Genomic DNA, 15,507 nt, shown 5'->3' on the forward strand with positions numbered 1-15,507 from the left:
TCAACCGGCGAGCGCAGCGAGCGCAGCGGTGAGTTGCGCTTCCAAGGCCGGCGCATCCAGGGCCTGGCCGATCAGCACCAACCGGGTCAGACGCGCTTCGTCCGCGCCCCACTTGCGGTCGAAGTGCTTGTCGAACCGCGTGCCGACGCCCTGGATCAACAGACGCATGGGTTTGCCCGGAATCGCCGCGAAGCCCTTGACCCGCAGAATGCCGTGCTGCACCACCAGCGCGGTCAGCGCATCGAGCAGCACGCTCTCGTCGGCTTCGGGCAGCTCGATGGAGATCGAGTCGAAGGCATCATGGTCGTGGTCGTCATGATCTTCGTCGTCGTGGTGATCGTGGTGAGTCTTGCGGCCATCGATATGCAGCTCGGATTCGGCGTTGACGCCCAGCAGGACGCTCAGTGGCAGGCGGCCGTTGCTGGCCTCCACTACCTTGACCGCCGGCGACAGCTCTTCGGCGATTTCAGCCCGCACCGCAGCTAGCCCTTCGGCGTCGATCTGGTCAACCTTGTTGAGAATGACCAGATCGGCGCTTGCCAGTTGGTCGGCGAACAGCTCGTGCAGCGGCGACTCGTGGTCCAGGTTCGGATCCAGCTTGCGCTGGGCGTCCACCTGTTCGGGATAAGCAGCGAAGGTGCCGGCCCGTACCGCCGGACTGTCGACCACGGTAATCACCGCGTCGACCGTGCAGGCATTGCGGATCTCCGGCCACTGGAACGCCTGCACCAGCGGCTTGGGCAGGGCCAGGCCGCTGGTTTCGATCAGGATGTGATCCAGATCGCCACGGCGTGCCACCAGCTCGCGCATCACCGGGAAGAACTCTTCCTGCACGGTGCAGCACAGGCAACCGTTGGCCAGCTCATACACCCGGCCGTTGGCCTCCTCCTCGGTGCAGCCGATGCTGCACTGCTTGAGAATTTCGCCGTCGATGCCCAGCTCGCCGAATTCATTGACGATGACCGCGATACGGCGGCCTTGCGCGTTGTCCAGCATATGGCGCAACAGCGTGGTCTTGCCCGAGCCGAGGAAGCCGGTGACGATGGTGACGGGAAGCTTGGCCAGTGTTTTCATCAGATGCCCTTTGGCGCGGCGGGCAGACAGGACGACAGCCGGGCACGGCGCCCAAGGCTCGATTCGCCACCGGATCACCCCGCCCGGTTGTAGTGAGAATTCGCGGGCACAAGCCCGGTTCGAGGCAGGTCTCCTGGCTTCCGGTGGCGCGACGCGGCAGTAGAGGCCGCGTGACGCGTGTCGCCCGCGCCTTCCCGCGTGTGCAGTGGCTGTGCGAACGACCTGACCGATTACAGTTGCGGGGGCAGCTGCGGCCTATACCGCATTCCCGTCTTAGCTCCAGCCTTCAGCTGGAGAACCTCGAACCCGCAAGGCTACGCAGTGCCTGCGGGCAGGTCAATCGTTCAGATTGACGATGCCCGCCCTGCCGTGATTTGCTGCGGCGCATTTGCCGGCCGCAGGCAGCCATGATCGACAATTTTCCAACATCCGGAAGCGCCACTCACCGCCCGCTGCGCGCCAAGGTTCTGGTCGTCGGACTTGGCTGCCGGCAGGACTGCGAGGCCGCTCATCTTCGCGAACTGATCGACGGCGCGCTGGCCGAGCACGGTCTGGACATCCAGCGCATCGACGCGCTCGCCAGCACTACGGCCAAGGCGGAAGAGCCCGGCCTGCTGGAGCTGGCCCGGCAGCTCGGTTTGCCGCTTGTGCTGATGCCACCCGCGCAGCTGGCACCCTTCGATGCGCAACTCACCCATCGCTCGGCGCTGGCGTTCGCTCGCACCGGCTGCCATGGCGTCGCCGAAGGCGCTGCATTGGCGGCAGCCAGTCAGCTGGCCGGCGGTGGGGCGCGCCTGCTGATTCCGCGGCGCAAATCCCGTCTGGCGACATTTGCCTTGGCGTTGGCAGGTCCGGGTAACGGATAATCACTCGTCACCTTTCTGTCTGGAGAACCCATTGACCGTCTATTTTATCGGTGCCGGCCCCGGCGACCCGGAGCTGATCACCGTCAAGGGCCAGCGTCTGATCCGCAGCTGCCCGGTCATCATTTACGCCGGCTCGCTGGTGCCGTTGGCGGTGCTCGAAGGCCATACCGCCGATGAAATCACCAACAGCGCCGAACTGCATCTGGAGCAGATCGTGGCGCTGATGAAACTTGCTCATGAACGCGGCCAGGACGTCGCGCGCGTTCACTCCGGCGATCCGAGCCTCTACGGCGCCATCGGCGAGCAGATCCGCCATCTGCGCCGGCTGGGCATTCCCTTCGAGATTGTCCCAGGCGTAACGGCGACCGCCGCGTGCGCCGCGCTACTGGGCACCGAACTGACGCTGCCTGACCTGTCCCAGAGCGTGATCCTGACCCGATACGCGGACAAGACGTCGATGCCCGAAGGGGAAAAGCTCGGGGACCTGGCCCGCCATCAAGCGACCATGGCAATTCATCTCGGCGTCAATCACCTGGAAAAGATCGTCGCCGAACTGACGCCGCACTATGGCGTGGAATGTCCGATCGCCGTCATTCACAGGGCCAGCTGGCCGGATCAGGATTGGGTGCAGGGTACGCTGGCCGATATCGCCGCGAAGGTGAAGGCAAAGGATTTTCGGCGTACGGCGTTGATTCTGGTGGGAAAGGTGCTGGGGGATGACCCGTTCAGCGAGTCATCGCTGTATCGCGCCGGGCATGCGCATTTGTATCGACCGTAAATAAGCTATCGCCAGCAAGCTGGCTCCTACAACGGAACTGTAGGAACCAGCGGGCGGCGATCCGCATTGCTGGCGATCAACTGATCAGTAATACGCGTTTTCTTTCTGGGTATGATCGGTCACGTCGCGCACGCCGGACAGCTCAGGAATGCGTTCGAGCAAGGTGCGCTCGATACCGTCCTTGAGGGTGACGTCAGCCTGACCGCAGCCCTGGCAACCGCCGCCGAATTGCAGCACGGCGATGTTCTGCTCGCCCTCTTCGACCACGTCGATCAAGGTGACCTGCCCGCCATGGCTGGCCAGACCGGGGTTGATCTCGGTCTGCAGGTAGTAATTGATGCGCTCGTTGATCGGGCTGTCGGCGTTGACCATCGGCACCTTGGCGTTTGGCGCCTTGATGGTCAGCTGGCCGCCCATGCGATCGGTGGCGTAATCGACCACCGCATCTTCCAGAAAGGCTTCGCTGAAGCCGTCGATCCAGGCGGTGAAACGCGCAAGGCCGATAGCGGTGTCTTCAGGTTTTTCTTCCCCCGGCTTGCAGTAGGCAATGCAGGTCTCGGCGTACTGGGTGCCAGGCTGAGTGATAAACACGCGGATGCCGATGCCGGGAGTGTTCTGCTTTTCCAGCAGATCGGCCAGGTAATCGTGGGCGGCATCGGTAATTGTGATAGCGGTCATGAAAGTTCCTCGCAGACGTGCCGGCAGTTTACGCCAATCCGGCGCCTCGTACAAAGTCCTAGTATTTTTGTCAGGAAAGCACCCGGACCTCGCCGAGGCTGCGCCGGGCATCCAGCCAGGCGCGCATGCGACGGTACAGGCCCTTCTCGATCCACTCGTAGCTGAGCCATGCGCCGATGCCGATCACCGGCACGCAGAACGCGAAGACCGTGTAGGGGTCGAGCGCGTAGCGCTGCGCCATGAGCAGGCCGCCATAGAGCACCAGCACGTGCAGCAGGTAGACCGAATACGAGCAGTCGCCGAGCATTTTCAGCAGTCGACTGCCGCGGAACCAGGGTTCCATCGCCACGCAGGACAGCACGATCAGGGCGCTGGGCAGCCCCCAATTGAGCAACCGGCGCTCGTTGCCGAGCAGATAGATGGCGGTAAACCCCAGCGCGACGCCCGCCAGCGGCAGCCACAGCCCTTCCTTGATCCAGCCGCGCCGGTAGATCAACCCGATGCCGATACCTAGCAGAAATTCATAGACAATGTCGTTGCCATAGAAGCGGCTGATCAGCCCGGTGCGTGCCAGAACCTCGGTGACCAGCAGCAGCGCGGCGGCGATGATCACAGGCCGGTGACGGCGCTCGAACAGGAACACCATCGAGAACAACAGGTAGAAGAGCATTTCATAGTTGAGGGTCCAGCCCACGTTCAGCGTGGGGTACAGCCCGTAGCCGCCGGGGTTCTCGGAAGGAATGAAGAACAGCGACAGCATGAAGTTCTGCCAGCCGATCACCTGGTGCGGCAGGAACGGCGCCGCGACCAGCAACAGCAGGCCCATGGCCGCCGTGTATAGCCAGTAGGCGGGAACGATGCGAATCAGCCGATGAACGATGAAACGCCCCGCCGGCATATCGCTGTTCTGCGTCGACAGGAAGATCACCAGCCCGCTGATGACGAAAAAGATATCGACGCCTACCGCGCCTTTGGTCACGAAGAAATCTTCCACCGGCCCGCTGGCCTTGAAGTCGAAGAAAATCTGCATGAAGTGATGACATACCACGATCCATGCGGCGAACGCCCGCAAGGCCTGAACCGAAATCAACATCCTGAAAAACCTCTACCGCTTGCCAGTCTGACGCGCTTGGGCTCGACGACGAACCGTCTCCGCTACGCAGGCTTGGGACAACCATCGCGACGCAATGGTCAGGCGAATGCCGAGTTCGTTCAGGAAACTGCAATGGCGGCGGGCCATGTTTCGTCGTGTCACGGGCGCGAATACCCCACGTGTGCGGGCTGACAGCAAAGTGGCTGAAACGAAAACAGCGTTCAGGTTTGCCGGCGGACCAATGGCCCGTATACCCGCTCAACATGAGCGATTTTCATGAGAAACCCCGACCACCGCAAAAACCGCTCTGCTTTGCTATGATTCGGGCTTTTCTGTCATCGCGTTTTCCAGGTAGCTCCCATGTCCGATCGCAGCGCCCGCCAGCAAGCTCTTCTCAATGCCCTGAATCAGAGGATCCTGATCCTCGACGGCGGCATGGGCACCATGATCCAGAGTTATCGACTCGAAGAAGCCGACTATCGTGGTGAGCGCTTCGCGGAGTGGCCGAGCGACGTCAAGGGCAACAACGATCTGCTGATCCTGTCGCGCCCGGACGTGATCGGTGCCATCGAAAAGGCTTACCTGGATGCCGGCGCTGACATTCTGGAAACCAACACCTTCAACGCCACCCAGGTGTCCCAGGCCGACTACGGCATGGAGTCGCTGGCTTATGAACTGAACGTCGAAGGCGCACGCCTGGCCCGGCAGGTAGCGGATGCCAAGACGCTGGAAACCCCGGAAAAACCGCGCTTCGTGGCCGGTGTCGTCGGACCTACCAGCCGCACCTGTTCGATATCCCCAGACGTCAACGACCCCGGTTACCGCAACGTGACCTTCGACGAACTGGTCGAAAACTACACCGAAGCTGCCCGCGGCCTGATCGAAGGCGGCGCGGACCTGATCCTGATCGAAACCATTTTCGACACGCTCAACGCCAAGGCTGCGATCTTTGCGGTCCAGGGTGTCTTCGAGGAAGTCGGGTTCGAGCTGCCGATCATGATTTCCGGCACCATCACCGACGCATCGGGCCGCACGCTGTCCGGTCAGACCACCGAAGCCTTCTGGAACTCGGTTCGCCATGCCAAACCGATCTCGGTGGGCCTCAACTGCGCCCTCGGCGCCAAGGACCTGCGTCCCTACCTGGAAGAGCTGTCAACCAAGGCCGGCACCCGGGTTTCCGCGCACCCCAACGCCGGCCTGCCCAATGCGTTCGGCGAGTACGACGAAACCCCGGCGGAAATGGCCGCGGTGGTCGAAGAATTCGCCGCCAGTGGATTTCTCAATATCATCGGCGGCTGCTGCGGCACCACGCCCGCGCACATCCAGGCCATTGCCGAGGCAGTCGCCAAGTATCAGCCGCGCGAGATCCCGGACATTCCCCGCGCCTGTCGCCTGTCCGGTCTGGAGCCGTTCACCATCGATCGCCAGTCGTTGTTCGTCAACGTCGGCGAGCGGACCAACATCACCGGTTCCGCGCGATTCGCCCGCCTGATCCGTGAAGAAAACTACACCGAGGCACTGGAAGTCGCCCTGCAACAGGTGGAAGCCGGCGCCCAGGTGATCGACATCAACATGGACGAGGGCATGCTGGACTCGAAGAAGGCCATGGTGACCTTCCTCAACCTGATCGCGGGCGAGCCGGACATCTCCCGCGTGCCGATCATGATCGACTCGTCCAAATGGGAAGTGATCGAAGCCGGCCTCAAGTGCATCCAGGGCAAGGGCATCGTCAACTCCATCAGCATGAAGGAAGGCGTCGAGCAGTTCATTCATCACGCCCGCCTGTGCAAGCGCTACGGCGCGGCGGTGGTGGTCATGGCGTTCGACGAAAAAGGTCAGGCCGACACCGAGGCGCGCAAAAAAGAAATCTGCAAGCGCTCCTACGACATCCTGGTCAACGAAGTCGACTTTCCGCCGGAAGACATTATCTTCGACCCGAACATCTTCGCCATCGCCACCGGTATCGAAGAGCACAACAACTACGCGGTCGATTTCATCAACGCCTGTGCCTACATCCGCGACAACCTGCCCTACGCGCTGACCTCGGGCGGTGTCTCCAACGTGTCCTTCTCTTTCCGTGGCAACAACCCGGTGCGCGAAGCGATCCATTCGGTGTTCCTGCTGCACGCGATTCGCAACGGCCTGACCATGGGCATCGTCAACGCCGGACAGCTGGAGATCTACGACCAGATCCCCTTGCAACTGCGCGACTGCGTCGAAGACGTGGTGCTCAACCGCAATGCCGATGGCACCGAGGCGCTGCTGGCAATTGCCGACCAGTACAAGGGTGACGGCAGCGTCAAGGAAGCCGAAACCGAAGAGTGGCGCAGCTGGCCGGTCAACCAGCGCCTGGAACACGCGCTGGTCAAGGGCATCACCACGCACATCGTCGAAGACACCGAGGAATCGCGACTGTCGTTCAGCCGGCCGATCGAAGTCATCGAAGGACCGCTGATGTCGGGCATGAACGTAGTCGGCGACCTGTTCGGTTCGGGCAAGATGTTCCTGCCGCAGGTGGTCAAATCGGCCCGCGTCATGAAGCAGGCCGTGGCGCACCTGATTCCCTTCATCGAGGAAGAGAAAGGCGACAAGCCCGAAGCCAAGGGTAAGATCCTGATGGCGACCGTCAAAGGCGACGTGCATGACATCGGCAAGAACATTGTCGGCGTGGTGCTGGGCTGCAACGGCTATGACATCGTCGACCTGGGCGTCATGGTGCCCGCGGAAAAGATCCTGCAAGTGGCGCGCGACGAGAAGTGCGACATTATCGGCCTGTCCGGCCTGATCACCCCGTCGCTGGATGAAATGGTGCATGTTGCCCGGGAAATGCAGCGCCAGGACTTCCACCTGCCGTTGATGATCGGCGGCGCGACCACCTCCAAGGCGCACACGGCGGTCAAGATCGAACCCAGGTACAGCAATGACGCGGTCGTCTACGTGACCGACGCCTCCCGGGCGGTCGGGGTCGCGACTCAGCTGCTGTCGAAGGAGCTGAAGGCAGGCTTCATCGAGAAGACCCGTCAGGAATACGTGGAAGTGCGCGAACGGACCTCTGCCCGCAGCGCCCGCACCGAGCGTTTGAGCTACGCAGCTGCGGTCGCCAAAAAGCCGCAGTTCGATTGGGCCGCCTACACTCCTGTCAAGCCCACCTTCACCGGCACCCGCGTGCTCGAAGACATCGACCTCAACGTGCTGGCGGACTACATCGACTGGACGCCGTTCTTCATTTCCTGGGACCTGGCCGGCAAATACCCGCGCATCCTGAATGACGAAGTGGTGGGCGAAGCCGCGACCGTGCTGTTCGGCGACGCGCAACTGATGCTGCGCAAGCTGATCGACGAAAAACTGATCCGCGCCCGCGCCGTCTTCGGGTTCTGGCCGGCCAGCCAGGTCAACGATGATGACCTGGAAGTCTACGGCGAGAACGGCGAGCCGCTGGCGACCCTGCATCACCTGCGTCAGCAGACCATCAAGCCGGATGGCAAGCCCAATCTGTCCCTGGCCGACTTCGTCGCGCCCAAGGGCAGCGGCGTGACCGACTACCTCGGCGGCTTCATCACCACCGCAGGCATCGGCGCCGAAGAAGTGGCCAAGGCTTACCAGGACAAGGGCGACGACTACAACTCGATCATGGTCAAGGCTCTGGCCGACCGTCTGGCCGAAGCCTGCGCCGAATGGCTGCACGAGCAGGTGCGCAAGGAGTATTGGGGCTACGCCCGGGACGAGCAGTTGTCCAACGAGGCCCTGATCAAGGAAGAATACGCCGGCATCCGCCCTGCCCCCGGCTATCCGGCCTGCCCGGACCACACCGAGAAGGCGACCCTGTTCAACCTGCTCGACCCGCTCCCGGCCGACGCGCCGGTTCACACACCGGGCCGAAGCGGCGTGTTCCTCACCGAGCACTACGCGATGTTCCCGACCGCGGCCGTCAGCGGCTGGTACTTCGCTCACCCGCAGGCGCAGTATTTCGCCGTCGGCAAGGTGGACCGGGATCAGGTCGAGAACTACACCGCGCGCAAGGGCCAGGACATCAGCGTGACCGAGCGCTGGCTAGCGCCGAACCTGGGCTACGACGACTGACCCGCCGCCGCTGCGCCCCGCTGGCTATGCTGAGATTTTCGGCCCGGCCAGCGAGGGCGCATGAACGACTCTGGCGACGATCACCCTGACGGAAAACCGCCCACCTTCTGGCAGATGGTGCACAGCGTGCTGGCCGCGGCGCTGGGCGTGCAGAGCAACAGAAATCGCCAGCGAGACTTTACCCACGGCAAGCCAGTGCACTTTCTGTTGTTGGGGGCGGTGTTCACCGTGCTCTTCGTGGGGATTCTGTTCTCGGTGGTGCAGTTGGTGCTGTATCTGGCAGTGTCTTAAACGTGCTTTACCGTCGCGCTCAGCGGCTCTGCACCACCTCGTAGGAGCCAGCTTGCTGGCGATGGATTGCACAGACGCAACCTTTTTATCGCCTGTTCGACTGTATCGCGGCTGAAGCCGCTCCTACACCAATCCCGTAGGAGCGGCTTCAGCCGCGATAAATAGAACGCACACGATGTCTTGATCGTCTTGTCAATGGTTTCGCGCCAGACGTTGCGGGTATCACTGCCCGCTCACCCAGAACACCGCGCCACCTACCACCAGCACGATCAAAAAGAAAATGGCCCAGGCGTCGACTTTGCTGTCGGGTTTGGTGATCTTGGGGTGCTTGCTCATTGCATCGCCTCTTGTCTGTCTTGTCGGTGATTGCATACGAAAGAGCCCGGCAGCGCCGGGATGTTCTGAGTAAAGACCAGCTTTGTCCATACGACAATCATGGCTATTACCCACCCGTGATGCGCTTATCGTTTTTAGTGATTTGCATATATATAAACATCACTTTTACCGATAACCCCTTGCTGGTATCTTCGCCACCGCTCCCGCGGGGAGTGCGCGACCGTGCGCGCAGATTGTTGAATGGCGCGGGGCGGCCGAGCGGGATGCCCAGCATCCGCCGCTGCCTCAGTTCCATGACGAAGCCTGAGAACAGGACCTATATGTACGTATACGACGAGTACGATCAGCGGATCATCGAGGACCGCGTCAAGCAGTTCCGTGATCAGACACGCCGCTATCTGGCAGGCGAGCTGAGCGAAGAAGAGTTTCGACCGTTGCGCCTGCAAAACGGTCTTTATGTCCAGCGTTTCGCGCCCATGCTGCGTGTCGCGGTGCCTTACGGCCAGCTGACTTCGCGCCAGACGCGCATGCTGGCGAAGATCGCGCGGGACTACGACAAGGGCTACGCCCACATCAGTACCCGCCAGAACGTGCAGTTCAACTGGCCGGCGCTGGAAGACGTGCCGGACATCCTCGCCGAGCTGGCCACGGTGCAGATGCACGCGATCCAGACCAGCGGCAACTGCCTGCGCAACGTCACCACCGATCAGTTCGCCGGCGTCGCGGCGGACGAACTCGTCGACCCGCGCCCCTGGTGCGAGATCGTGCGTCAGTGGACGACCTTCCACCCGGAATTCGCCTACCTGCCGCGCAAATTCAAGATTGCGATCAATGGTTCGACCACCGATCGCGCCGCCATCGAAGTGCATGACATCGGTCTTGAACCGCTGCGCAACGCGGCCGGCGAACTGGGTTTCCGCGTGCTGGTCGGCGGCGGTCTGGGCCGCACACCGGTGGTCGGCTCGTTCATCAACGAATTCCTGCCATGGCAGGACCTGTTGAGCTACCTCGACGCCATCCTGCGGGTCTACAACCGCTACGGCCGTCGTGACAACAAGTACAAGGCGCGGATCAAGATCCTGGTCAAGGCCCTCACGCCGGAAGTCTTCGCCGAGAAGGTCGAGGCCGAAATGGCCCATCTGCGCGGCGGACAGACCACACTGACCGAAGCCGAAGTGCATCGCGTTGCGAAGCATTTCGTCGACCCTGACTACAAGTCGCTTGCCGACCAGACCGCCGAACTCGCCGCGCTGGAAGCCGAGCATCCAGGCTTCGCGCGCTGGCGCCAGCGCAATGTCGTGGCCCACAAGCAGCCGGGCTATGTGGCCGTGACGCTGTCGCTCAAGCCTACCGGCGTTGCGCCGGGTGATGTTACGGACAAACAACTCGACGCCATCGCCGACCTCGCCGATCGCTACAGCTTCGGCCAGCTGCGCACGTCCCACGAACAGAACATCATTCTCGCCGACGTCGAGCAGGCGCAATTGTTCACGCTGTGGAACGAGCTGCGTGAAAACGGTTTCGCCACGCCGAACATCGGCCTGCTGACCGACATCATCTGCTGCCCTGGCGGCGATTTCTGCTCGCTGGCGAACGCCAAGTCGATCCCGATCGCCGAATCCATCCAGCGGCGCTTCGACGACCTGGACTACCTGTTCGACATCGGCGAGCTGGACCTGAATATTTCCGGTTGCATGAACGCATGCGGTCACCACCACGTCGGCCACATCGGCATTCTGGGCGTGGACAAGAAAGGCGAAGAGTTCTATCAGGTGTCGCTCGGCGGCAGCGCCAGCCGTGACGCCAGCCTGGGCAAGATCCTCGGCCCGTCTTTCGCACAGGAAGCCATGCCTGACGTGATCGAGAAGCTGATCGACGTGTACGTTGAAAAACGCACCGAAGACGAGCGTTTCATCGACACCTACCAGCGGATTGGCATCGACCCTTTCAAGGAGCGCGTCTATGCAGCGAATCATTAAGAACAACCAGGTCATCGACGAAACCTGGCACCTGCTGCCCAAGGACACCACCTTCGACAGCTTGTCCAACTGCGACGACCTGATCGTGCCGCTGGCGCTGTGGCGTGAGCATGGCCATGCGCTCAAGGCCCGCGACGGCGGCCTGGGCGTCTGGCTGGACAGTGACGAAGAAGCGGAAGAAATCGGCGATGCCGTGGACCAGTTCCAGGTCATCGCCCTGAACTTTCCGGCGTTCACCGACGGCCGCAGCTTCTCCAATGCGCGCTTGCTGCGCGACCGTTACGGCTTCAAGGGCGAGCTGCGGGCCATCGGCGACGTGCTGCGCGACCAGCTGTTTTATATGCGCCGCTGCGGTTTCGACGCCTTCGCGATCCGTCCCGACAAGGACCCATACGAGGCGCTGGAAGGTCTGAAGGATTTCTCCGTGACCTACCAGGCCGCGACAGACGAGCCGCTGCCACTGTTTCGTCGTCGCTGAGCGAGTCGAGTGATACAAAAAAGCCCGGGCCTTCATTGAAGATCCGGGCTTTTTGTTACAGCTGATTTTCCGGTTGACACTGTCCAGTGGGAGGGAGCTTGCTCGCGACAGCGTCGGGTCAGTCAACAGCGAGGCGTCTGATTCAACGCCGTCGCGAGCAAGCTCCCTCCCACATGGATCAGGCTGCCGCTACCAGAACCGCTGCTGACTCAACCGCCCCCACAACTTCGTCAACACGCCATCCGCCGTGGTCGCCGCGGCCATGCCCATGCGTTCCTGCAGGCTTTTGCGCTGCACGTAATGCAGATGGAACACGTCCGCCTGTTTCGCCCGCTCGGCCAGGTATTCGTCGCTGGTCTTGAGCTCGTCGACCAGCTGATTGTCCAGAGCGGCCATGCCGAGCCAGACCTCGCCCGTCGCTACTTCATCGATGGACAACTGCGGGCGATAACTGGCGACGAAGCGCTTGAACAGGTCGTGGGTAATGTTCAGGTCCTGCTGGAACTTCTCGCGGCCCTTTTCAGTGTTTTCGCCAAATACGGTCAGGGTGCGTTTGTATTCGCCCGCGGTCAGCACTTCGACGTCGATGTCGTGCTTCTTGAGCAGACGATTGACGTTCGGCATTTGCGCCACCACACCGATGGAGCCCAGGATAGCGAACGGCGCGCTGATGATGCGGTTGCCGATACAGGCCATCATGTAGCCGCCACTGGCCGCCACCTTGTCGATGCAGATGGTCAGCGGGATGCCCGCTTCGCGAATCCTCGCCAGCTGCGAAGAGGCCAGGCCATAGCTATGGACCATGCCGCCGCCGCTTTCCAGACGCAGTACCACCTCGTCCTGCGCGGTAGCGAGGGTCAACAACGCGGTGATTTCGTGGCGCATGCTTTCGGTGGCCGACGCCTTGATATCGCCGTTGAAGTCCAGCACGTAGACCCGAGGCTTGCCCTCGGCAACGGACTGCTTGGCGGCCTTTTCCTGTTTCTGCGCCTTGCCCTGCTCCTTGCGCAGCGCCTTGAGCCGCGCCTTGTCCAGCAGCGACTGCTCAAGGCGCTCACGCAGTCCCTTGTAGAAATCGTTCAGCCGGGTGACCTGCAACTGCCCGCCCGTACGGCGCCGTCCCTTGCCACGCAGCGATGCGACAGTCACCAGCACGACCACGATGGCGACGACCAGCGTGACGGTCTTGGCCAGAAAAATGGCATAGTCGGCAATGAAATCCACGGATACTCCTCACTTGCATTTCGCTCTTCCAATCGAGAGCCGCGTTGCCGCAAGCATACCGACGCGTCATGCGCCGCACCAGTCGCGTACCGGGGCGCAGCTTAAACGGTGATTTCAAACGCCCGTATGTTTTTCCGTTGACAGGCTACCCGCATCGGTCCTAACCTCGCCCAATCTTCAACCCGCCGGATGACTCGGACGTGGGCAGCATCTACCTGATACGACATGGCCAGGCCTCTTTCGGTGCCGACGATTACGACGTCCTGTCGCCCATCGGCATCCGCCAGGCACAGGTGCTCGGCGCACACCTCGCGGAGCTGGGGCTTCAATTCGACCGCTGCCTGTCCGGCGATCTGCGCCGTCAGAAGGATACCGCCCGTCATACCCTTGCCGTGCTCGGCGAGGCGGGATTCGCGGCGCCCGCGCTGGAAATCGACAGCGCCTTCGATGAGTTCGATGCCGAGGGAATCCTCCGGGCATTGCTGCCCGAGATGCTGGATGAGGAACCTCAAGCGTTGCACATCGTGCAGAACGCCGCGGGCAACCCTGTCGAGTTCCAGCGCCTGTTTTCCCTGGTCATCGCCCGTTGGCTGGCCGGAGAGCATGACAGCCTGGGGCTGCAAAGCTGGACCGCTTTCGTGGCCAGGGTTCAGGCGGGACTGCGCGGTATCCTGGAGGCGGCGGGCGAGCATGAACGCATCGCGGTTTTCACTTCCGGCGGCACCATTACCGCCCTGCTCCACTCTATAACCGGTATGCCTGCCCAGCAGGCGTTCGAGCTCAGCTGGCATATCGTCAACGCCTCGTTGCACCAGCTCAGATTCCGTTACAACGAAGTGTCCCTGGCGTCGTTCAACAACTACACCCATTTGCAGCTGCACAAGGCGCCAGAGCTTATCACCTGGCGTTGAAGACGAGCACCGCATCCCACGAATGCACCACCCATCACATAAGGATCGAGACATGAGTTCAGCACGCGAATATGTCGAAACCATGCAGAGCAAGTTCAACCCGGCTGCCGCCGCGGGGCTGGATCTGGTTTTCGGATTCCATATCACCGATATCGACAGGCACTATGCGCTTATCGTTAAGGACAGCACCTGCGAGTTCCAGGACGGCGAAAATCCTGATGCCAATGTGACCCTCGTCATGGATAGCGTAACCTTCAAGGGTATCGTCACCGGCGAGACCGACGGCATGCAGGCTTTCATGCAAGGCAAGCTGCGCGCCGAAGGCGACATGATGCTGGCGATGAAACTGAGCGAACTGTTCCCGCAGTAATTGCGCCGCAGCGTTGCACAACAAAACCGGAACCCTGGGCTCCGGTTTTTTTTGGCCCGCGGTTCTTGTCCGAGCCGGGCTGCCCGGCGCTATGCTGGACTAAACCGCTCGATTGCCGCCGGGCATCAGTGGCGATGATCGCGCGGCAACAGCTTGACCTATAACACAGGGCCACGGTTGTTCCCGGATCGCCGGATGATTAGATTGCCCTGAAAGGACGCGAACGACGACCGACACTAACAAGCTGGAAGGACCGGCATGACCTCCATCGACCAAGCCACCGACATTCGCACCGGGGAGGAGCTGGACGCACAGCTCATCGACACCTGGCTCAAGGCCCATATGCCCGCTCTGAACGGCACGCCGGTCATTCGCCAGTTCCCGGGCGGCGCTTCCAACCTGACCTATCTGATCCGCTACCCGGAGCGCGAGCTGGTCCTGCGACGCCCGCCGTTCGGCCACAAGGCCCGGTCGGCCCACGACATGGGGCGCGAGTTTCGCATCCTCAACGGCTTGCGGGACGCCTTCCCCTACTGCCCCCGGGCACTCGCGCTGTGCGATGACGAGGCGGTGATCGGCTGCCCTTTCTACGTCATGGAGCGGCTTGAAGGCATCATTCTGCGCGAAGACCTGCCTCCCTCCCTGGGCCTGAACAGCGCTGACACCGAAGCGCTGTGCAAGAGCTTCATCGACAGGCTCGTGGAACTGCATCGGGTCGATTATCAGGCGTGCGGGCTGGGCGACCTCGGTCGGCCGGACGGTTACGTGCGGCGCCAGGTCACCGGCTGGAGCGAGCGCTATGCGAAGGCGCTGACGCCGGATGCGCCGCGCTGGGAACACGTCATGACCTGGCTGGCCGAGCGCATGCCCGCTGACCATCCCAAACCATGCATCGTGCACAACGACTATCGCTTCGATAATGTCGTGCTCGACCCTGAAAACCCGCTGCGCATCGTCGGGGTGCTCGACTGGGAGATGGCGACGCTCGGCGACCCGCTGATGGACCTGGGCAATACCCTGGCCTACTGGATCCAGGCCGACGATCCGGCGCCGGTCAGACTCATGCGCCGCCAGCCCAGCCATGTGCCCGGCATGCTGACCCGTCGGCAATTCGTCGACTACTACGCGCAGCAGGCCGGTCTGCGGATCGACAATATCGACTTCTACTACGCCTTCGGCCTGTTTCGTCTGGCCGGGATCGTCCAGCAGATCTACTACCGCTTCTACCACGGCCAGACCCAGGACAAGCGCTTCGCACCCTTCGTGCAGATGAACGCCTTGCTCGAACGCATGACGCTGCAGGTCATCGAACGCTCGGATGTCTGATCCGCTTCCCGCACTTCACAAGG

Annotated in this window: 13 protein-coding genes and 1 riboswitch; of the genes, 9 read left to right on the forward strand and 4 right to left on the reverse strand. The window is 62.0% G+C overall.

Features of this window, described 5'->3' with window-relative positions:
* Entirely contained in the window at positions 1-1,074 is a 1,074-nt protein-coding gene (cobW, locus tag TRP66_RS03350) for a cobalamin biosynthesis protein CobW (protein WP_333399929.1), read from the reverse strand.
* 106 nt (positions 1,075-1,180) lie between these two features.
* A riboswitch (cobalamin riboswitch) is annotated at positions 1,181-1,392 on the reverse strand.
* 89 nt (positions 1,393-1,481) lie between these two features.
* Between cobW and TRP66_RS03355 the strand changes: the two genes are divergently transcribed.
* Together TRP66_RS03355 and cobM are read left to right on the forward strand one after the other, a co-directional pair.
* Positions 1,482-1,940: a cobalamin biosynthesis protein gene (locus TRP66_RS03355; protein ID WP_333399930.1), complete on the forward strand. Its 459-nt coding sequence runs from the start codon at positions 1,482-1,484 to the stop codon at positions 1,938-1,940.
* 31 nt (positions 1,941-1,971) lie between these two features.
* Positions 1,972-2,718 carry a precorrin-4 C(11)-methyltransferase gene (gene cobM / locus TRP66_RS03360; RefSeq protein WP_333399931.1) on the forward strand — a complete coding sequence of 249 codons (747 nt, stop codon included), beginning with the start codon at positions 1,972-1,974 and terminating at the stop codon, positions 2,716-2,718.
* A gap of 84 nt (positions 2,719-2,802) precedes the next feature.
* On the opposite strand, the gene nfuA is transcribed toward cobM, so the two are convergent.
* Together nfuA and TRP66_RS03370 are read right to left on the reverse strand one after the other, a co-directional pair.
* Positions 2,803-3,396: a Fe-S biogenesis protein NfuA gene (gene nfuA, locus TRP66_RS03365; RefSeq protein ID WP_333399932.1), complete on the reverse strand. Its 594-nt coding sequence runs from the start codon at positions 3,394-3,396 to the stop codon at positions 2,803-2,805.
* Between the two features lie 70 nt (positions 3,397-3,466).
* Positions 3,467-4,489 carry an acyltransferase family protein gene (locus TRP66_RS03370; RefSeq protein WP_333399933.1) on the reverse strand — a complete coding sequence of 341 codons (1,023 nt, stop codon included), beginning with the start codon at positions 4,487-4,489 and terminating at the stop codon, positions 3,467-3,469.
* A gap of 360 nt (positions 4,490-4,849) precedes the next feature.
* Between TRP66_RS03370 and metH the strand changes: the two genes are divergently transcribed.
* The 4 genes from metH to TRP66_RS03390 all read left to right on the forward strand — a co-directional run bounded on the left by metH (position 4,850) and on the right by TRP66_RS03390 (position 11,653).
* Positions 4,850-8,569 (forward strand): methionine synthase, encoded by a 3,720-nt coding sequence (metH, locus tag TRP66_RS03375; protein ID WP_333399934.1) that lies wholly within the window; start codon positions 4,850-4,852, stop codon positions 8,567-8,569.
* Positions 8,570-8,629: 60 nt separating this feature from the next.
* Complete coding sequence (locus tag TRP66_RS03380; RefSeq protein WP_333399935.1) at positions 8,630-8,860, forward strand: DUF2970 domain-containing protein; 231 nt, start codon at positions 8,630-8,632, stop codon at positions 8,858-8,860.
* Positions 8,861-9,516: 656 nt separating this feature from the next.
* On the forward strand, positions 9,517-11,175 hold the full coding sequence (locus tag TRP66_RS03385) for a nitrite/sulfite reductase (RefSeq protein WP_333399936.1): 1,659 nt from the start codon (positions 9,517-9,519) through the stop codon (positions 11,173-11,175).
* Positions 11,159-11,653, forward strand: a complete 495-nt coding sequence (locus tag TRP66_RS03390; protein ID WP_333399937.1) for a DUF934 domain-containing protein — start codon at positions 11,159-11,161, stop codon at positions 11,651-11,653. The genes TRP66_RS03385 and TRP66_RS03390 overlap by 17 nt, the downstream gene beginning before the upstream one ends.
* Positions 11,654-11,842: 189 nt before the next feature.
* On the opposite strand, the gene sohB is transcribed toward TRP66_RS03390, so the two are convergent.
* Entirely contained in the window at positions 11,843-12,877 is a 1,035-nt protein-coding gene (gene sohB / locus TRP66_RS03395) for a protease SohB (RefSeq protein WP_333399938.1), read from the reverse strand.
* A gap of 200 nt (positions 12,878-13,077) precedes the next feature.
* Between sohB and TRP66_RS03400 the strand changes: the two genes are divergently transcribed.
* From TRP66_RS03400 to TRP66_RS03410, 3 genes are all read left to right on the forward strand, one after another.
* Positions 13,078-13,788 (forward strand): histidine phosphatase family protein, encoded by a 711-nt coding sequence (locus TRP66_RS03400; protein WP_333399939.1) that lies wholly within the window; start codon positions 13,078-13,080, stop codon positions 13,786-13,788.
* 52 nt (positions 13,789-13,840) lie between these two features.
* Positions 13,841-14,158: an SCP2 sterol-binding domain-containing protein gene (locus TRP66_RS03405; protein WP_333399940.1), complete on the forward strand. Its 318-nt coding sequence runs from the start codon at positions 13,841-13,843 to the stop codon at positions 14,156-14,158.
* A gap of 258 nt (positions 14,159-14,416) precedes the next feature.
* Positions 14,417-15,484: a phosphotransferase family protein gene (locus TRP66_RS03410; protein ID WP_333399941.1), complete on the forward strand. Its 1,068-nt coding sequence runs from the start codon at positions 14,417-14,419 to the stop codon at positions 15,482-15,484.
* Positions 15,485-15,507: the final 23 nt, after the last annotated feature.

This window comes from Pseudomonas sp. JDS28PS106, assembly GCF_036706555.1.
GTDB lineage: Bacteria > Pseudomonadota > Gammaproteobacteria > Pseudomonadales > Pseudomonadaceae > Aquipseudomonas.